The 18,748-nt window shown below is 68.3% G+C and carries 18 protein-coding genes; 14 read left to right on the top strand and 4 right to left on the bottom strand.

Translation table 11 applies throughout. From position 1 onward, the window contains the following. Positions 1-122: 122 nt before the first annotated feature. Entirely contained in the window at positions 123-1,115 is a 993-nt protein-coding gene (locus tag ACWPWO_RS01845) for a FecR family protein (RefSeq protein ID WP_454003991.1), read from the bottom strand. A 279-nt stretch (positions 1,116-1,394) separates the two neighbouring features. On the opposite strand from ACWPWO_RS01845, the gene ACWPWO_RS01840 reads away from it, so the two are divergent. Then, positions 1,395-1,895 (top strand): DMT family transporter, encoded by a 501-nt coding sequence (locus ACWPWO_RS01840; RefSeq protein WP_454003989.1) that lies wholly within the window; start codon positions 1,395-1,397, stop codon positions 1,893-1,895. Positions 1,896-1,910: 15 nt separating this feature from the next. On the opposite strand, the gene ACWPWO_RS01835 is transcribed toward ACWPWO_RS01840, so the two are convergent. Together ACWPWO_RS01835 and ACWPWO_RS01830 are read right to left on the bottom strand one after the other, a co-directional pair. Beyond that, entirely contained in the window at positions 1,911-3,098 is a 1,188-nt protein-coding gene (locus tag ACWPWO_RS01835; RefSeq protein WP_454003987.1) for a multidrug effflux MFS transporter, read from the bottom strand. Between the two features lie 203 nt (positions 3,099-3,301). Next, the gene (locus ACWPWO_RS01830) at positions 3,302-6,508 is read right to left on the bottom strand and encodes a helicase-related protein (RefSeq protein WP_454003985.1); all 3,207 of its coding nucleotides are present in this window, start codon (positions 6,506-6,508) and stop codon (positions 3,302-3,304) included. Positions 6,509-6,728: 220 nt separating this feature from the next. Between ACWPWO_RS01830 and ACWPWO_RS01825 the strand changes: the two genes are divergently transcribed. Together ACWPWO_RS01825 and ACWPWO_RS01820 are read left to right on the top strand one after the other, a co-directional pair. Beyond that, positions 6,729-7,325 (top strand): hypothetical protein, encoded by a 597-nt coding sequence (locus ACWPWO_RS01825; RefSeq protein WP_454003983.1) that lies wholly within the window; start codon positions 6,729-6,731, stop codon positions 7,323-7,325. A gap of 23 nt (positions 7,326-7,348) precedes the next feature. Beyond that, positions 7,349-7,567, top strand: a complete 219-nt coding sequence (locus ACWPWO_RS01820) for a helix-turn-helix domain-containing protein (RefSeq protein WP_454003981.1) — start codon at positions 7,349-7,351, stop codon at positions 7,565-7,567. A 75-nt stretch (positions 7,568-7,642) separates the two neighbouring features. Here ACWPWO_RS01820 and ACWPWO_RS01815 read toward each other — a convergent pair whose 3' ends face one another. Continuing rightward, positions 7,643-8,398 carry an alpha/beta hydrolase gene (locus tag ACWPWO_RS01815; RefSeq protein ID WP_454003979.1) on the bottom strand — a complete coding sequence of 252 codons (756 nt, stop codon included), beginning with the start codon at positions 8,396-8,398 and terminating at the stop codon, positions 7,643-7,645. 82 nt (positions 8,399-8,480) lie between these two features. Between ACWPWO_RS01815 and ACWPWO_RS01810 the strand changes: the two genes are divergently transcribed. From ACWPWO_RS01810 to ACWPWO_RS01760, 11 genes are all read left to right on the top strand, one after another. Beyond that, the gene (locus tag ACWPWO_RS01810; RefSeq protein WP_454003977.1) at positions 8,481-9,533 is read left to right on the top strand and encodes a FecCD family ABC transporter permease; all 1,053 of its coding nucleotides are present in this window, start codon (positions 8,481-8,483) and stop codon (positions 9,531-9,533) included. Positions 9,534-9,536: 3 nt separating this feature from the next. Further along, entirely contained in the window at positions 9,537-10,322 is a 786-nt protein-coding gene (locus ACWPWO_RS01805) for an ABC transporter ATP-binding protein (protein WP_454003976.1), read from the top strand. Between the two features lie 13 nt (positions 10,323-10,335). Further along, positions 10,336-11,487, top strand: a complete 1,152-nt coding sequence (locus ACWPWO_RS01800) for an ABC transporter substrate-binding protein (RefSeq protein ID WP_454003974.1) — start codon at positions 10,336-10,338, stop codon at positions 11,485-11,487. Between the two features lie 3 nt (positions 11,488-11,490). After that, complete coding sequence (locus ACWPWO_RS01795; RefSeq protein ID WP_454003972.1) at positions 11,491-12,273, top strand: alpha/beta hydrolase; 783 nt, start codon at positions 11,491-11,493, stop codon at positions 12,271-12,273. 113 nt (positions 12,274-12,386) lie between these two features. Beyond that, positions 12,387-13,469: an NAD/NADP octopine/nopaline dehydrogenase family protein gene (locus tag ACWPWO_RS01790; protein WP_454003970.1), complete on the top strand. Its 1,083-nt coding sequence runs from the start codon at positions 12,387-12,389 to the stop codon at positions 13,467-13,469. After that, on the top strand, positions 13,469-14,476 hold the full coding sequence (locus ACWPWO_RS01785) for a 3-hydroxybutyryl-CoA dehydrogenase (protein ID WP_454003968.1): 1,008 nt from the start codon (positions 13,469-13,471) through the stop codon (positions 14,474-14,476). The genes ACWPWO_RS01790 and ACWPWO_RS01785 overlap by 1 nt, the downstream gene beginning before the upstream one ends. Further along, a complete protein-coding gene (locus ACWPWO_RS01780; protein WP_454003966.1) occupies positions 14,473-15,447 on the top strand; it encodes an ABC transporter substrate-binding protein in 975 nt (324 codons plus the stop codon). The genes ACWPWO_RS01785 and ACWPWO_RS01780 overlap by 4 nt, the downstream gene beginning before the upstream one ends. Next, positions 15,444-16,208, top strand: a complete 765-nt coding sequence (locus ACWPWO_RS01775; RefSeq protein WP_454003964.1) for an ABC transporter ATP-binding protein — start codon at positions 15,444-15,446, stop codon at positions 16,206-16,208. The genes ACWPWO_RS01780 and ACWPWO_RS01775 overlap by 4 nt, the downstream gene beginning before the upstream one ends. Further along, positions 16,205-16,990 carry an ABC transporter permease gene (locus ACWPWO_RS01770; RefSeq protein ID WP_454003962.1) on the top strand — a complete coding sequence of 262 codons (786 nt, stop codon included), beginning with the start codon at positions 16,205-16,207 and terminating at the stop codon, positions 16,988-16,990. The genes ACWPWO_RS01775 and ACWPWO_RS01770 overlap by 4 nt, the downstream gene beginning before the upstream one ends. Before the next feature lie 4 nt (positions 16,991-16,994). Continuing rightward, entirely contained in the window at positions 16,995-17,810 is an 816-nt protein-coding gene (locus ACWPWO_RS01765; RefSeq protein WP_454003960.1) for an ABC transporter permease, read from the top strand. A 116-nt stretch (positions 17,811-17,926) separates the two neighbouring features. Then, a complete protein-coding gene (locus ACWPWO_RS01760; protein WP_394063493.1) occupies positions 17,927-18,400 on the top strand; it encodes a MarR family winged helix-turn-helix transcriptional regulator in 474 nt (157 codons plus the stop codon). Positions 18,401-18,748 lie beyond the last annotated feature (348 nt).

Here is an 18,748-nt window from a genome sequence, read left to right as displayed (position 1 = left end):
GCTCCTCGCGCAGTGCCCCAAGGCCACGATGCGTCACGACGTTCTTTATCGGCAAACACCCCCATCGGCTGGTCGATAAGGTGCCCATTGCTTGAACGGCGTCTTCACAAAGACCAGCTCTGCTATCGATCAGCCGATTTGCGCCCCAACAGGACGATGCCGCCCGGCAGGCGCGTCAGTTCCACCCCGTAGGCGTTGCGTATCCGTTCGGGCGCCTCGTCCAGGCGATCCAGCGTGAACTGCGCGGTGACGCGGCTGCCGCCCAGCGATTCATCGGTCAGGATCAGGCGGCCCGCCCAGTAGCGGTTCAGCTCGCGCACCACGTCCGACAGCGGCACATTGTCGAACACCAGGCGGCCCTGGCGCCAGGACGGCGCCTGCTGCTGCGGCACGGCCTGCGGCTGGCTCAACGAACGACGGCCGTACACCACCTGCTGCCCGGCCTCCAGCGTCTGGCGCTGGCCGGAATAATCCACCAGGGCGCCGCCCGACAGGCAGGTCACGCAGACCTCGCTGTCCAGGTAGCGGATATTGGTGCGGCCATTGAAAGCCTGGATGGTGCCCGTCCCCGCGAACACGGTGAAGGCGGCCGCCGACATGCCGGCCTGGCGCACCTCGATCTCCCCGTCCAGCAGTTCCACGGAACGGCCCAGGTGCGGATCGTCGCGCAGGTTCAGGCGGGTGCGGGTGTTCATGTCCAGCCAGACGTGCTCGGCCACCTCCACGCGGCGCTGCTCGCCCGCGCCGGTGCGGTAGTCGGCGCGCAGGTCGGCCAGGCTGGGCCACAACTGCATGGGCGGACGGGCGACCAGGTACAGCGCGCCGCAGGCCGCGACGCCGCCCAGGAAGGCGCGCCGTGCGGGACTGTGGCGGCGCCCCTGGCGCATCTGGAAGTCCTGCGTCCATTGCTCACGGGTCTGCGGCAGGGCCTCCCAGACTTCGCGCGCCTGCGCGAAGGCCGTGGCGTGCGCCTGGCTGCGGCCGCACCAGCGGCGGAACTCGCGCGCCTGCCGCTCGGTCAGGGAAGAGGTCTTCAAACGGATCACCCAGGCCTGCGCCTCCAGCTGCAGGGCGTCGTCGTCCAGATTCGGGGCGGGTGGGGTGGCTGGGTTCATCGAAAAATCAATCAGACAGGGGTGAAACAAAGACGGCTCAGGGCATGGGAGCGCCGACCTGACGGCAATCCGAGCCTGCATCGGAACGCGGCGCCAGCGCCAAGGTGACGGGCTGAGCGAAATTGTACGGAACGCGACCCGGTATCGTCAAGCCGTACGCGCTTTCCGACAAGCCGGAGGGGGAAAATGCGAGGAAATAATGCCCATCAGGCGCGGCGGCCCCAATCCGGCACGCGAATACGGCAAGATAAGGCCTGTTTCAACTCTGGAGATTGCTTCATGCCCGGCTCATCCCTGTTCAGCATGCTCATCGCCCTGCTGGCCGGCTCGGCCGTTCCCTTCCAGGCCGCCAGCAATGCGGTCCTGGGCAAGATACTGGGGCATCCGCTCTGGGCCACCCTGGTATCGCTGGCCGTCAGCGCCGCCCTGGTCGTACCCACCCTGTGGCTGATGCGCGCGCCCGCGCCGCTGACCGCCCAATTGACCCACGCCCCCTGGTGGGTGTGGACGGGCGGGGTGGGCGGAGTCATCTACATCAGCGCCGCCCTGATCCTGACGCCGCGCATGGGCGCGGGCAGCTTCATCGTCTGCGTGGTGGCCGGCCAGATGCTCAGCTCCATGCTGATCGACCACTACGGCCTGATGGGGCTGACGCCCCGTCCCGTGCATGCGGGACGCATCCTGGGCGTACTCCTGATCCTGGCCGGCATGGGACTGGTGCAGTGGTTCACTCCGTCCACGCCGGCCCAGGCGTCCAGCACCGATTTCTCCGCGTCTTAGGACCTGCTCCAGGCCTCAGGCGCTCTGCGCCGCCGCGCCGCGCTGGCTGCACCACCACAGCGAGGCCGACAGCGCCGCGCTGGCCAGCATGCCCAGGGCCAGCAGCAGCGCGCTGTCGAACAGCAGGGGCGCGATCACGCCCGATACCGTCGCGAAGATCAGCATCTGCACCGCGCTCTGCAGCGACGAGGCCAGCCCGCGCATGGTGGGGAAGGTGCCCAGGGTCACCACCGTCATGCCCGGCAGAGCCATGGACATGCCGAAGGCGTAGATGAAGATGGGCAGCACCGCCCAGGGCACGGCGGCCTGGAAGAACAGGTTGTACACCGTGTTCAGCCCCGCGCCCAGGAACAGGATGCTCAGGCCCAGGCGTATCATGCGCGCCGGAGCAATGCGTTCGGCAAAGCGCGCATTGATCATGGAGCCGCCCAGCATGCCGCCGATGAATGGCAGGAACAGCCAGGCGAAGGCGGTTTCAGGCAGGCCGAGGATGCCGATCACGAAACCGGCGGCCGAGGCGATGTACAGCGCGAAGCCGCCGAAAGCGAAGGCCACGGCCAGGATGGCCAGCAGGAAGCGCCCGTTGCGTACGGCCCGGTAATAGTTGCCCAGGACCGGCAGCAGCTTCATGGGCTGGCGCGATGCCGGCGGCAGGGTTTCGGGCAACTGGCGCAGGCACAGCGCAATCAAGCCGACGGTCACCAGCGTCAGCATCCAGAAGATGGCCCGCCAGCCGGTATGGCTGCTCAGGTAGCCGCCCACCACCGGCGCGATGGCCGGCGCCAGGCTGAACACCATGGTGATGTGGGCGAACAGGCGCTGGGCGGCGGCGCCCTGCACGCAGTCGCGCGCCAGGGCCTGGCCGACCACCCGTCCCGCGCCGGCCGAACAGCCCTGCAGCATGCGAAAGAACAGCAGCCAGCCGAAGGACGGCGCCAGCGCCGACCCGATGGAGCCGATGCCGAACAGGAACAGCGAGGCCAGGATGACGGGCCGCCGCCCGAAGCTGTCGGACAAGGTGCCCCAGAACAGGCTCATGAAGGCAAAGCCGAAGAGGTAGACGCTCAAGGTCTGCTGCACCAGGGACGGGTCCACCTCGAACTCGGCGCCGATGCGGTGGAAAGCGGGCAGGTAGGCGTCCGTGGCGAACGGTCCCAGCATGGCCAGCGCCGCCAGCACCAGCGTCAGGTTGCGGTAATTCATACGCGAATATATGTAGACGAATGGAATAGGGCATCGTACTCGGATATGCCCAGGTACAGGAAATTTCCTGGCGGCTGTCATGAGTCTAAAAGGCGCTGTAAAGCCGCCGCTCAACATACGGTTGGGGCGGCTCATAATGGGGTTGCAGCGCCTAGCCATTCTTGGCCGCCTCGTCACCCCCCAAATTGGAGCTGAGCAATATCTCAGGGACGCCGCTGCACCCCCGGCGTGCCGAAGGCTTCGCGGCTGGTCTGGCCGAAGCCGCTCTGGTGCAGCAGGCTGCGTTCGATGAAGCGGCTGACCTCGGCGCGCAGCTCCGGCAGCCAGGCTCCTTGGTCGAACACCTGCGGGAACTTCATGCTGAACCAGGCGTACAGGCTGATCTGCTTGCTGAGCAGCTCGGCGTCTTCCAGGCGCGACGGGCTGGCCGATTTCAGCCAGGACGGCGCCGGCGGCAGGGCCAGGGGCCGCTGCGCGACATAGGCCGCCAGGCAGCGCTTGAAGTAGTCCAGCTCCGCGTCCTTGTCCACCGACACGGGCGCGCAGGCAAAGGTGAACTTCTCGCGCAGGTCCAGCCGGGGCGCCAGGCGGTCCACGCAAAAGCCCAGCTCGATGGCGTCCTTCAAGCCCGCCGTCTGGAACAGCGGACTGTCCGAGGCCACTTTCTGAGCGAAATACTGCAGCACCGCGCCGATGTTCTGGTTGTCCAGCAGCTCGGCCAGCGCCTGCACATGGTCCGGGCCGGGCGCGATGGGCAGGCGCAGGTCCACGGGCGGGTCGTCGGCCTGCAGCTGCGCGCGCACGTGCTGCAGGTCATGCGCGTCCATGGCGCCTACGTAGCCCTTGGGATAGAGCCCGTAGCGGCCGGCCCGGCCGGCGATCTGGCGCACCTCGGTGGCGTTGAGCGCGCGCATGGAGCGGCCGTCGAACTTGTGCACGGTGGAGAACAGCACGCGGCGTATGGGCAGGTTCAGGCCCATGCCGATGGCGTCGGTCGCCACCAGCACGTCCGCATGCCCCTGCGAGAAGCGTTCCGATTCGGTGCGCCGCACCTCCGGCGCCAGGGCGCCGTAGATGGTGGCCACCTTCAGGCCCTGGGCGCGATAGCGGGCGCTGAGCGTCAGCACATCCTTGCGCGTGAAGGCGACGACGGCGTCTCCCTTGGCCACGCCCTGGGCGTCGCGCTGGCGGTCCTTGCGGCCGCGCCAGGGCGGCGACTGGCGGCCGCGCTCGCCGCCCCGGGTCGCGCGCGGCGGCTCCACGGGATGCGCCATGACTTCCAGCGGCGTCTTGCGTTCGGTGAAGGCCAGCTCCATGCTTTCCTCCATGGCGCGCACCAGGCGCTCGCAGGGCCGCAGCACGGACGGGTCGCCGCAGACGAACAGGGTGCGCGCCGGCATGCCCACCAGCGCCGCCGTCCAGGCCCAGCCGCGCTGCTCGTCCTGCAGCATCTGGATCTCGTCCAGGACGGCGACGCGCACTTCCATGGTCGGGTCCATCATTTCCACGGTGCAGGCCGTGTGACGGGCTCCGGGCACCATCACGCGCTCTTCGCCCGTCACCAGATTGCAAGGGATGCCTGCATTCATCAGCCGGTCCCGCACCTCCATGGCCAGCAGCCGCAATGGCGCCAGGTACACGCCCGAGCGGGCTTCCATCAAGGCCTCCAGCGCCTCGTGGGTCTTGCCCGAATTGGTGGGTCCCAGGCGGAACACCAGGTGCCGCCGTATGCCGCGCGCCAGGCTGAACATCTGCGGGAAGTCGCCCAGGCGCAGCAGGTCCTGGGCGCGCTGGCGCTCCACGGTCTCCAGGATGCGCCGCACCGGTCCGCCCACCAGGCGTTTTTCGAAATCCCCGGCCTCGATGTCCTGCTGTTCTATCCCTTCCTCCAGGGCCTGGCGCAGGGCCCGCGCCAGTTCCAGGAAGGACTGGCCGTCGATCAGGGGGCGCTGGGCCTGCAGAAACGCGTCCAGGGCGTCGGCCAGGCGCTGCGCCAGCCGGTTCTGCGCGGCCTGGGTGAACAGCACCGCGACGCGCGCGGGCAGGCGGTCCAGCTCGGCGCCCGTGCGCGGCAGGGGCAGGGCCGCCTGCATGCGCACATTGGCCCGCCAATTCTGCAGTTCGCCCGCCACCGGCACCGCGACCGGCAGCCACAGGTCCTTGCGCCACCACAGGCGCTGCGGGTCCTCGGGATCCGCTTCATGATGGCATTGTTCCTGGGCATCGATCTGGGCCAGCGCCTGCTGCTGGCGCCATTGCGTGCGCGCCCGGTCGGCCGCGCGCTCGTACTGGGCGCGGTCGCGCGCGTTCAGGCGCGCCAGCGCCTCCCGGCGCCATTGCTCGATCTGCGCCTGGTCAATGGCGGCCAGCAGGTCGGGATGATGCGCCACGCGGGCGCGTCCGCCCTTGGCCGCTCCGCGCAGCTCCAGCTTGACGCTGGGCAGGCGCCGGTCGGCCAGCCAATGCTCGTACTCCTGACGCGTGATGCCCAGCATGGCCATGACCTCCTCGGGGCCCACGCATTCCTGCTCCCAGGCCCAGCGCTGCTGGCGCTGTTCGCGCAGGCGCTCTTCGCGCTGGGCCTGCGCCTGCAGCAGGATGTCCTTCTGGTCCTGGGGCAGGTCGAACACCTGGGCCAGCACGCCGGCGCTGGCATTGCGGCCGTGCACGGTCATGAACCAGTGCGCCGGCTCGCCGGACTGTAGGCCTTCGAAGGCCTGTACCGGAATGAAATGCGGCCCCGCTCCCTGTTCCCGCAGCCAGCCCTCCAGCCGTTCCCGGGCCTGGTCCAGCTTGCTCTGTTTCTGTTCCTGCTCCTGGCGGCGCGCCTGCTCGCGTTCCTGCCTGGCCTGCTCCCAGCGCTGGCGGCGCAAGTCCTCGTCCCTGCGCTCGGCCTGCAGGCGCCATAGATAAGCCTGGGCCAGGGGCAGGGCCTGCCAGGCGCCCACCAGGGCCTCCAGGCGTTCGCCCCGCTCGGCCTCGGGCCAGGCGTCGCTCAGCGGCAGGGACTGGGAGGCGATCGTGCCGGCCAGTTCGGCGCGCCGTTCGATCAAGGTCCCGCGCAAGGCGGCGAAGGACGCCGGATCCAGGTCGGCTTCGCTCATCTGGAACAGCAGGCGCAGGCATTGCACGACCACCTCGGGCACGCCTTGGGCACGCAGGCGCTCGTCGGCATCCGGCAAGGCCAGCTCGGCAGCGATGATCTGATTGAAGAATGCCGCGTCCTGCGGCAGCCGCCAGGCCTTGAGCCACAGGCGGCGGATCGCCTGGCGGTCCTCGAAGCGGGCTTTCTTGGCCGCCTGGCGGGCGACGCCTTCCAGGCGCGGATAATCCAGCCATTGCGCATGCAACAGCAGACCCGTCTGCTCGGCTGGGGAGTCGGAATGAGAGCAAGCGCGATGCGCGGCCATAGGGCAGGACCTGAAAACACGGTGCGGGAAACAGAAAAGGCCTGGAAACGGCCAGGCCTTCGGCCTCGCCCATTATACGGAACCCCGGCGCGCAACCGCAGTGAAGAACTCAGGCCTCGCAGCCGGGCAGATCAGCTCGTGCATTAAAAACTTGTCGCCCAGCAATAAGTTTTGTCTACAATACGCCGGTTGGCATTCACGATGTCCTCACGGAGTTTCCATGCCCGCCATCTTTCCCCCCGATGATTTCCTGCCCGGCGCCCAACTGACCGGCAAATCCCTGCAGGCCATCACCCGCATCGCGTCCTGGGCGCGCTGGTTCCTGCTGGTCGTCAGCACCCTGCTGTTCTTGGGAGCCGTCGGACTATGGATCCCGGACGAGGATTTCATGCCCTCGCTGATCATGTTCCTGGAAATCACGCCCGAACAGGTCGACTGGCTGCACATCACGCCGCTGCACCGGCTGGTGGGCTTCGTCATCACCCTGGTGCCCGCCCTGCTGCTGATCCGCAGCATGAACCACGCCCGGCACATGCTCAACAGCTTCACCCGCGGCCAGGTGCTGACCTTGCTCAACGCCATGCGGCTGCGCAGCATCGCCGCCCTGATCACCGGGTTCGGCATCGCCTTCCCCCTGTCCAAGACCCTGACGGCCATCGCCCTGACCATCAACAACCCGCCCGAGCGCCAGGTCTATTCCTTCATCCTGAACCTGAGCGACATGATGCTGCTGGGCCTGGGCGTGTTCCTGTGGGTGCTGTCCTGGGCCATGGTGGAGGCCGCCCGGGTGGTCGAAGAAAACAACAGCTTTGTCTAAGCCCCTGAACAGGCCCTAACGCCATGATCATCATCCGCCTGGATGTCGTGCTTGCCCTGCGCAAGATGAAGGCCCGCCAGCTGGCCCAGGAAATCGGCATCACCGAACAGAACCTGTCCCTGCTCAAGTCCGGTAAGGTCAAAGGCATACGCTTCGAGACGCTGGAGAAGCTTTGCCGGGCGCTGGACTGCCAGCCGGGGGACCTGCTGGAATACCGCCCCGATCCGCCGGCGAACGCCTGAATCGGGTCGCCGCCCGCCTACGCCGGGCGTCACTGTTCAAGCAAAGGCAAGGCCGGCGCCGGACCAGCCAGCCGTTCACGCTCGCAGCCAGTCCAGGCAGGCCCGCGGCAAGGCCGTGGGACCGGCCGTGCCGTGCGTGCAATGCGGCAGGATGCGGAACCGGGGCTCTGCGCCCTGCTGGCGGGCCAGAGCCTGCGCCAGTTCGCGCGCACCGTCGACCATGCGCCGCTCCCGGCGGCGCTCCAGGCGCTGCGCCTGGACGTCCGGCGGCAGCGCCCGCTCCTCGGGCCCCAGACCCTGTTCATGCTCCCCCACCGTGATGGCGACCGGCACGGACAGCGCCTCGCGAGGCAGCGGCTGGGCCAGCAGGCGCGCCAGGCAGCCCTCGCCCCACCATGCCGAGGGGCTGGACACCGCCATGGCCTGGAACAAGCCGGGCAGGCGATACAGCAGGTGCAGGGCGAACAGCCCGCCCAGCGAATGGCCGCACAACAGCCGGCGCTGCGCATCCAGCGGCGCCCGCGCGTGCGCCCAGGGCAGGGCGACATCGCGCAGCAGAGCCATGAAATCATCCGCCCGTCCCGCTTCGCCGGGCGCGCCCGGCGTATAGTCCTGCTCGCGCCAGTTCTGCTGCGCATAGCCCACGCCCAGCAGGGCGCCCGGCAAGTCCCCCAATCCCTGCAGGGCCGTCAGCGCGGCCTGGAACTGCGGCTCGTCCAGCACGCAGGCCAGCGGCCAGCCGGCAGCCGGCGCCGGGCCGTCGGGCGTGGCCAGGGTCAGGCGGTAATGTCGCCCCAGGGGCGAAAAATGGTCCAGATAGTCAAGCGGCATAAAAGAATCACGGTGATGGCGCCAAAGCGGAGCCGATGAACTATACTTCTTTCTGCGTAAACAGTTCTCATTCAGACACTTAATGTCCACATCTGCTGTTCCGGCCACGGCGCTGGCCGATTATCGACACATCCTCAAGCGGCGCTGGCTGCTGGTGGGCGCCCTGGCCCTGATCATTATGGCCTCCATCGTGGCCGATTTCATGCTCGGCCCCTCGGGCCTGAGCCTGTCCGAACTCAGCCACGCCCTGTTCAATCCGGAGCAGTCCGATCCCACCACGCGCGTCATCGTCTGGGAGATTCGCCTGCCCTACGCTCTCATGGCCATGGCCATCGGCCTGGCCCTGGGCCTGTACGGCGCGGAGATGCAGACCATCCTGAACAACCCGCTGGCCAGCCCCTTCACGCTGGGCATTTCTTCTGCGGCCGCCTTCGGCGCCTCGCTGGCCATCGTGCTGGACCTGTCCCTGCCCGGCGTGCCGCAGGCCTGGACCATCGCCGCCAACGCCTTCATCTTCGCGCTGCTCTCGGCCATGCTGCTGGACGCGGTCGCGCGCTGGGGCGCCATGAGCACCGCCAACCTGGTGCTGTTCGGCATCGCCCTGGTGTTCTCCTTCAACGCCCTGGTGTCGCTGGTGCAGTTCGTGGCCAGCGCCGAAGCCCTACAGGGCCTCGTGTTCTGGACCATGGGCAGCCTGTCGCGTTCTTCCTGGGCCAAGGTGGGCATCATGCTGGCGGTGTTCGCCCTCATCCTGCCGCTTTCGCTGCGCGACACCTGGAAGCTGACCGCCCTGCGCCTGGGCGAGGACCGCGCCGCAAGCTTCGGCATCAACGTCTCGCGCCTGCGCCTGACCTCCCTCATCCGCATCAGCCTGCTGGCGGCCATGGCCGTGTCCTTCGTGGGCACCATCGGCTTCGTCGGCCTGATCGCCCCGCACATCGCCCGCCGCCTGTTCGGCGAGGACCACCGCTTCTACCTGCCCGGCAGCGCGCTGGTGGGCGGGGTCATCCTGTCGCTGGCCTCCATCGCCTCCAAGAACATCGTGCCGGGCATCATCATCCCGGTGGGCATCGTCACGTCCCTGGTCGGGGTGCCTTTTTTCCTGGGCGTCGTGCTGCGGCGCCAAATGAAGTAAGCCATGCTTGAAGTCCGCGATCTCAGCCTGTCCTACGGCAAACGCCCGATCCTGTCCGATCTGACCGTACAGCCCCTGCAAGCCGGCCAGCTGGTGGCCCTGCTCGGCCCGAACGGCAGCGGCAAGTCCACCCTGCTCAAGTCCCTGGCCGGGCTGCTCAAGCCCACGGCCGGCCACATCCTGCTGGACGGCCAGGAACTGAACGGCGTCAGCTTCGAGCAGCGCGCCCGGAAAGTCGTCTACCTGCCCCAGTCCCTGCCGGCCTCGGTGCACCTGCGCGTGTTCGAATCCGTGCTGGTGGCCGCCAACGCCTCGGCGCCCGGCGGCCAGGCCCGCGACGTGGACCACGAGCACATCCTGCGCATCCTGCAGCGCCTGGGCATCGCGCACCTGTCCATGCACTACCTGGACCAGCTCTCGGGCGGCCAGAAACAATTGGTGGGCCTGGCCCAGGCCCTGATCCGCAAGCCCAAGCTGCTGCTGCTGGACGAACCCCTGTCCGCCCTGGACCTGAACTACCAGTTCCACGTCATGGACCTGCTGGCCCAGGAGACCCATGACAACCAGCTCATCACCCTGATCGTGCTGCACGATCTGAACGTGGCCCTGCGCCACAGCGACTACGCCCTGATGATCCAGGGCGGCGGCCTGCTGGGCCAGGGCGCGCCGCGCGCGGTCATCACCCCCGATTCCCTGGCGCAGGCCTACGGCGTGCGCGCCCGCGTGGAGAGCTGCTCGCTCGGCACGCTGCAAATCATCATCGACGGGCTGCAAGAGCCCGTGCTGTGACCCCGGAGACCCCATGAAGATCCTGCGCCACCTGCTTGTCTCGCTGTCCCTGCTGCTGCCGCTGGCCGCCCACGCCCAGGCCATCCAGGTCACCGACGCCATGGGGCGCCAGGTGGAGCTGCCCGGCCCGGCCAAGCGCGTGGTGCTGGCCCAGGCGCGCCACTTTCCCGTGCTGGCCCTGGTGCATCCGGACCCGGCCGGCATCGTGGCGGGCTGGTCGGACGAATTCAAGACCTCGTTTGCCAACGAATACGAAAACTACCTCAAGCGCTTCCCCCAGTTGGCCTCGGTGCCCGTGGTGGGCCGCCACACCGCCGACACTTTCTCCGTGGAGCAGACCCTGGCGCTGCGCCCCGACCTGGTGGTGCTGACCGCCGCCTTCGCGGGGCTGACCCCCGGCCAGGATGCCGGCGACTCGCCCCTGATCCAGCGCCTGACCGCCGCACGCGTGCCGGTCATCGTCATCGACTTCTTCGTCAACCCGCTGGAAAACACCATTCCCAGCCTGCGCGCCCTGGGCTACGCGGTGGGCGAACAGGCCCGCACGGACGAATTCATCGCCTTCTACGAGCAGCACATGAAGGGCATCGCCCAGCGCCTGGCCGACCTGCCCGAAGGCGAACGCCCGCCCGTCTTCGTGCACGCGCACGCCGGCAGCACGGACTGCTGCAATTCGCCGGGCGCCGGAACCTTCAACGACATGATTTCCTATGCCGGCGGCCACAATATCGGCGCCGACGTGCTCAAGAGCTCCACCGGCAAGCTGAACTTCGAGTACATCAACTCGCGCGCGCCCCTGGGCTACGTGGCCACCGGCACCGGCTCGGGCAAACGCACCAGCTCGGGCCTGCGCATCGGCACGGGCGTGGCCCCCGAGCAGGCGCGCGCAAGCCTGCAGGCCATCATAGACGGCAACCGCCTGCAGGCCCTGCCGGCCGTGCGCAGCGGCAACAGCCACGGCATCTGGCACGCCTTCAACGATTCGCCCCTGCACATGATCTTCATCGAGGCCCTGGCCGGCTGGATCCACCCCGACCGCTTCCAGGGCGTATCCGCCGCGCAGACCCTGCAGGAGGTCAACCAGCGCTTCCTGACCGTGCCCATGGAAGGCACCTACATGATAGACCTGCTGGACGGACCGGCTCAGAGCGCAGCCGCCCGCTGATCCATGGCCCGCCTGATCCCGCTGGACCTGCCCCCTGCCGGGGGGCATGAACACCAGGCGCAACTGCGCCTGCCGCAGCAATCCCCCGCCCATGCCCTGCCCCTGCTGTGCCTGCTGGACGGCCAGTGGACCCTGCCGCTGCTGGAGCAAAGCGGCCACCCGGCACTGGAGCGCTGCGCCGTGCTGGCGCTGGGCTATGCCGGCGACCCGGAGCACATCAAGCGTTGCCGCGCCCTGGACTACACCCCGCCCGCCCCCGACGGCGCCCTGTGGACGGATCCGCGCGTACCGCGCTGGCAGGCCGGCGGCGCTCCCGCCATGGTCGAACAACTGCGTCTGGCGCTGGCCCTGTGCCGCCAAGTCGAGCCCGCCCTGGCCTCGTCCCCCGCCAGCCTGTACGGCCACTCCTACGCCGGCCTGTTCGTGCTCTACGCGCTGGTCCGGGGCGCCCTGCCCCTGGACCGCTACCTGTGCGCCAGCCCTTCGCTTTGGTGGCGCGATCCCCTCGTCTGGACCTTGCTGGAGGGCGCCACCGCGTCGGCCCGCATCGACATCCTGGCCGGCGCCTCGGAAGCCTGGTATCCGGTCAGCGCCCAGGCGGCCGGTCCCGAAGGACGCCGCAACGGCGTGCCTACCCTGCCCGCCATGCAAAAGCTGCAAAGCCTGCTGCAGAACCGCGGCCTGGCCGCGCAACTGTACGTGCTGCCCGACGCGGGCCACGGCCAGATGCTGGCCCGGGCCACCGTGCGCGCCCTGGAACTGGTCGTCGCCGCGCCGCGATCCTGAGCGCCCCTAGGGTAATTCCCCCCTTTCCCTCTCTTGTTTTAAGCCTAAACATCTTTTAGTCTGTATTTATATGCAAGTGCATAGAAATAACGAGTCAAAGACTGGAGACAGACATGAAGGTAGCGGTATTAGGTGGCGGACATGGTTGTTACGCGGCGGCAGCCGACCTGAGTGAACAAGGCCACGAGGTGCGCCTGTGGCGCCGCGACACGGCCCAGCTCCAGCCCCTGCTGGATCGCCCCGTCATCACCTTGAAGGACGAACGCGGCGAGCGCGAGGTCGCCATCGCCCGCGTGTGCGCCGACATCGGCCAGGCCATCGCCGGCGCCGACCTGGTGCTGATCCCGTCGCCGGCCATCGCCCAGCGGGACATCGCCCGCGCCATGGCCCCGCACCTGAGCGACGGCCAGGTCGTGTTCCTGCCGCCGGGCACCTTCGGCTCCTTCCTGATGAGCGAGATCGTGCGCGAACACGGCAATACGGCCGACGTGAGCTGGGCCGAGACCGGCACCCTGCCCTGGCTGGCGCGCAAGCACGGCGACACCGTCATCAACATCACCACGCGCGCCACGCGCCTGCCCACCGGCGTCTACCCGGCGCGCAACACCGACCACGCGCTGCAGGTCATCAGCCAGGTCTTCCCCAGCGTGGAGCGCTGCGAAGACGCCCTGTCCGGCGCGCTGATGAACGCCGCCCCCACCACCCCCCCGCCGCTCATCCTGATGAACGCCGGTCCCCTGGAGCACTTCCCCGCCTGGGACATCCATAACGAAGGCACCCAGCCTTCGGTGCGCGCCGTGACCACGCAGCTGGACAATGAGCGCATGCGCGTGCGCGAGGCCCTGGGCTATGGCGCGCCGCACTTCCCGCTGTCCGACCACTACGAGAACGACCAGTGGATGTACGGCGACCGTTCCTCGCACGCCAAGCTGGTCAAGAGCGGCGACTGGCGCGAGAAGATCGACCTGCAGGAGCACCGCTACATGCGCGAGGACACCATGCTGGGCCTGGCCTTCCTGGCCTCGGTGGCCGACTGGGCCCAAGTCGACGCGCCCGTGACCCGGGGCCTGCTGGCCGTGGCCGGCGCCATCGTCGGCCAGGACCTGCGCCGGGGCGAACGCACGCTGGGCGCCCTGGGGCTGGACGGGCTGAGCCGCGCCCAGATGCAGGAGCTGCTGGCCAACGGGAGAGCCTGATGAACGTCTCCGCCCCCATCGTCGCGGCGGGCGCGGGGCGCATGGGCCGGGGCATCGCCCTGGCCTACGCGCTGCGCGGCCATGCCGTGACCCTGCTGGATTTCAAGCCCCGCGGCGCGCAGGACAGCGCCCGCCTGGAAGCCGACATACGCCGGGAACTGCGCGCCACCCTGGAGCAGCTGGCCGAGCTGGGCCTGTTCCCGGCCGAGCAGGCCGACAGCCACCTGGCCCGCATCGCGCTGGCGCGCCTGGACGAGGCGGCCGGCGTGCTGGCCGGCGCGGACCTGGTCTATGAAGGCGTGCCCGAAACCCTGGAGGCCAAGCGCGACGCCCTGGGGCGCATCGCGCGGCATGCGCGGCCCGACGCCCTGATCGCGTCCACGACCTCCACCATGCTGGCCTCGGACCTGGCGCCCATGGTCAGCCATCCGGAACGCTTCCTGAACGCCCACTGGCTCAATCCCGCCTTTCTGATCCCGCTCGTCGAGATCAGCGCGCACCCCGGCACCAGCCAGGACGCGCTGGAGCGGCTGCGCGGCAATCTGGAGTCCATCGGCAAGGTGCCGGTGGTCTGCGGCTGCCACCCCGGCTTCATCGTGCCGCGCCTGCAGACCCTGATCATGAACGAGGCCGCCCGCATGGTGGACGAAGGCGTGGCCAGCGCCGCCGACATCGACAAGGCCACCCGCTACGGCCTGGGCTTTCGCTTCGCCAGCATAGGCGTGCTGGAGTTCATCGACTACGGCGGCAACGACATCTTGTATCACGCGGGCAATTACCTGGCGCAGAACCTGGATCCCCAGCGCTACGCCGTGCCCGACATCATCGCCCGCTACATGGAAAGCGGGCGCAACGGCCTGCGCAGCGGGCAAGGCTTTCACGATTACCCGGCCGAGCAGGAACAGGCGTACCGCCGCGATGTGCTGGCGCGCGTCCTGGGCATGCTGCGCCACGTCGGCCTGGCCCCCGCCGGCGCCGATCACCTCGCCAAGGAGACACAGGAATGAAAAAACGCGCTGCACTGCTGTTCGCCCTTATCGCCTGCCAGGGCCTGGCGCAGGCCCAGGACTTACCCACCTTGCGCGTGGGCTGGACCATTCCGGGTGAAGAAGCCAAGTACCTGATGGCCAAGCGCCCCGAGCTGTTCCCCAACCTGGGCAAGACCTACCAGATCCAGTGGACCCAGTTCCAGGGCACTTCGCCCATGGTGCAGGCCATGCGCGCCAAGGTGCTGGACTGCGCCACCATGGCGCCCATGTCGCTGGCCAACGGCGCCATCGAGAGCGGCCTGAAGGCCTACATCGTGGCCCAGCACGTGCACTCGGACGCGGGGCACTTCTCCGTGTACTGGGCCGTGAAAGAGGACAGCCCCATCAAGACGGCCGCCGACCTGAAGGGCAAGGTCATCGGCACCAACGCCTACGGTGCAGGGGTGTACTTCGACATGCTGCTGTGGCTGCGCCAGAACGGCATCGATCCGGACAAGGACGTCAAGATCGTGGAAACGGGCTTTCCGCCGGCCGCCGACGCCATCCGCAGCGGCCGCATCGACGCCGGCCCCATGGCCCAGCCCTTCGCCCTGCTGAATGAAGAAAAAGGCGGCCTGCGCAAGCTGTTCTCCCTGTCCGAAGTGGCCAGCCCGTCCGTGCAGATCTTCGAGGGCTGCAGCCAGGAATACAGCGACGCCCACCCCGACGTGGTGCGCGCCTACGTCCAGGACCTGAAGCACGCCATGAGCATGATGAACAAGGATCCGTCGCTGGCGGTGGAGGTCACCTCGCAGGTGACGCGCGCGCCCAAGGAGCTGCTGTCCAAGTACCTGTTCACCGACAAGGACTTCGCGCGCGTGCCCGACATGCAGCCGGACCTGGATTCCATCCAGAAGACCTATGACCGCTACCACGAGGCCGGCTTCCTGAAGCAGGCCCTGAACGTGCGGGACTTCTACCGCGCCGACCTGCGGGAGGACAAGCCATGATAGAACTGGACGGTGTGGGCAAGATATTCAGCACGCGCCGCGGCAGTTCGCACACGGCCCTGCGCGACATCGCCCTGGACATCCCCGCCGGCCGCTTCGTCTCCATCCTGGGACCCAGCGGCTGCGGCAAGAGCACGCTGCTCTACATGATAGGCGGCTTCGAGTCCTGCTCCAGCGGCCAGATCCGGGTCCAGGGCAAGCCGGTCACCGGCCCCGGCCCGGACCGCGGGCCGGTCTTCCAGGAATACGCCCTGTTCCCCTGGAAGACGGTGCTGGGCAATGTGGCCTACGGCATGCAGGAACAGGGCGTGCCGCGCCGCCAGGCCGAAGAGCGCGCCCGCGAGTGGCTGGACAAGGTCAAGCTAGGGCCCTACGCCTCCTTCTATCCGCGCGAGCTCTCCGGCGGCATGCGCCAGCGCGCCGCCATCGCCCGCACGCTGGCCTACGAGCCCGGCATCCTGCTGATGGACGAGCCCTTCGGGGCCCTGGATGCCCATACCCGCGTCAACCTGCAGACCGAACTGCTGACATTGTGGGAACAACTGCGCAACACCGTCGTCTTCGTGACGCACGGCGTGGACGAGGCCGTGTTCCTGTCCGACACCGTGGTCGTCATGACGGGCTCGCCGGGCCGGATCAAGGAAGTCGTGGACATAGACCTGCCGCGTCCGCGCGTGCGCGCCGAGCTGCTGCGCAACCCCGTCTACCAGGACACCATCATCCGGCTGGAACAGTCGCTGATGGCGGAGGCCCACCCATGAGCCCGCGGCACTGGTACGAGCGTCGCTGGGCCACGCTGGCCCTGGCCGCCGCCCTGGTGCTGCTGGCCTGGGCGGGCCTGGCCCGCTGGGTCGGCCTGGACTCCTTCCCCGGCCCCGAGGCGGCGCTGCGCGAGCTGCCCGCCCTGGTCGCCGACCCCACGGCCTGGAGCGCCATCCTGCAGTCGGTGGGGCGCATGTTCGCCGGCTACGCCCTGGCCCTGGCCGTGGCCGTGCCGCTGGGCCTGGCCATGGGCCGCAGCCGCCTGGTCTACACCCTGTTCTATCCGCTGGTCGCCCTGGCCTATCCCATGCCCAAGGCGGCGCTCATGCCCATCCTGATGCTGTGGTTCGGGCTGGGCGACTTTTCCAAGATCCTGGTCATCGCCATGGGCGTGTCCCTGCCGCTGCTCTACCACAGCTATCACGGCGCCTGCCGCATCGAGCCCAAGCTGGTCTGGGTGGCGCGCTCCATGGGCATGGGCCCGCTGGCGCGGCTGGGCAAGGTGGTGCTGCCCGCCGCCCTGCCCGAGGTGATGATAGGCTGCCGGGTCGGGGTGGTCATGGCGCTCATCGTGATGGTGTCCTCGGAGATGATCGCGCGCCAGGAAGGCATAGGCAATCTGCTCTTCACCTCCATGGACATGGCCCAGTACCCCACCGTCTACGCCGTGATCGTGCTGCTGGCCGTGCTGGGCATCGCCTGCGACGCCTTGTTCGAGCAGGTGCGCAAGCGCTGCACGCACTGGTACGACTCGGCCCAGGCCCTGATCGACAAGGGATGAACCCATGACAAGCAAAACCTTGCCCTCCGCCCGCCTGGAACCGCGCCCCGCGGCGGCCTCCATGCCCGCGCGGCGCTGGAACCTGTCGGGCCTGTCGCTGTGCATCAGTCCCGCGCTGCTGCTCATCGTCTGGGAACTGGCCACCCGCCTGGGCTGGGTCAGCCCGCAACTGCTGCCCGCGCCCTCGGCCATCGTGCTGCGCGTGCTGGAGCTGGCCGGACAGGCCGACTTCTGGCGCAACCTGGGCATCACGGTCTATCGTCTGCTCAGCGGCCTGCTGATCGCCTCGGCACTGGGCGTGGCGCTGGCGCTGGCGGCCCAGCTCTCGCGCTGGAGCGCTTTGCTGCTGGACGCCCTGATCCGCCTGCTGGCGCCCATCCCCAAGATCGCGCTGTACCCCGCGCTGATCCTGATCCTGGGCTTCGAGAGCGCCTCCAAGATATCTTTGGTGGTCTCGGACGCCATCTTCCCGGTGCTCATGGCCACCTGGGTGGCCGCCCAGACGGTGGACCGCAAGCTGATCTGGTCGGCGCGCGCCGCCGGCGCCTCGCGGGCGGCCTGCCTCTGGAAAGGCGTGCTGCCGGCCATCTGCCCCACCGTGCTGGCCGGCGTGCGCGTGGCCGGGGTGATCGCCTGCGTGGTCGTGTTCCTGGCCGAGATGATCGCCTCCACCGACGGCCTGGGCCACATGCTGACCACCGCCGCGCGCAGCTACCGCATCACCGACATGTTCGTGCCCCTGGTGTGGATCTGCCTGCTGGGCTTTGCCCTGAACCTGGCGATTGCCGCCTTGCAGCGCAAGGTGGATCATACGGGCTGACACGGCCACTCTCCCGGCCGCATCCACAGGCGCGGCCGGGACCTTGCGGGCCCGCTCCGCCGGCACGAGGGAGCAGGCCTGTTTTTTTTTGACGATTGCGTGGAACCAGAACAATCATGACGACCCCTACCCCGGCCGGCGCCGCCACCGACGCCTATACCGGGCACGACACCTTCATTCCCTATCTGCTGAACCGCACCACCTCGGCCCTGAACGCCGACTTCCAGATTCTGCTGCGCAGCCATGACCTGACGCTGCTGCACTGGCGCGTGCTGGCCTTCCTGAACGAGACCGACGGCCTGGGGGTCAGCACCCTGGCCCAGTACACCGATGTGGACCAGACCACACTGTCCCGCGCCCTGGTCGTCATGGAGAACGCCGGCTACATCTCCCGCCAGCCCAGCCCGCAGGACCAGCGCATGGTGCTGATCCATATCCAGGAGCAGGGCCGGCGCCACTTCCTGCACGTGCTGCCGGCGGCGCTGGACATCCACCTGCGCGCCATCCAGGGCTTCTCCGCCCAGGAGCTCAAGCAACTGCGCCAATTCCTGAATCGCATCCGCGCCAACATCAACGGGGAGGCGGCCTGATCGGGGAAGAACTTCACTGAACATTAATACGTTCAGGCTCTCACCCGCATTCCGACGTTGAGAACATTTTTTTCATCAAACTGCGGACGGGAACTGGTCGATAACAAAGCAGGCCTTTGAGAAGCCGCCGCTCAAGCCGGGGGACGAATCGCGCTCCGAGTTCACGACCCGCCCGCTCCGGCGTTCTGCCAAGGGAACCCGTGCGCAGCACGGGCGAAGGACCAGCCAAGCCGGCCCGCCCAGGCCCGCCTCAAGAAAGCTGAGACTTCCTCCTGCTTGGCCCGAAAGGCTACCTGCGCTTTACGCTTTATTTACCAGGCAAAAGCTCCTAAAATGATAATGATTAAC

It is taken from the genome of Alcaligenes sp. Marseille-Q7550 (assembly GCF_965112015.1).
This window is presented reverse-complemented; position numbering and strand designations above follow the sequence as displayed.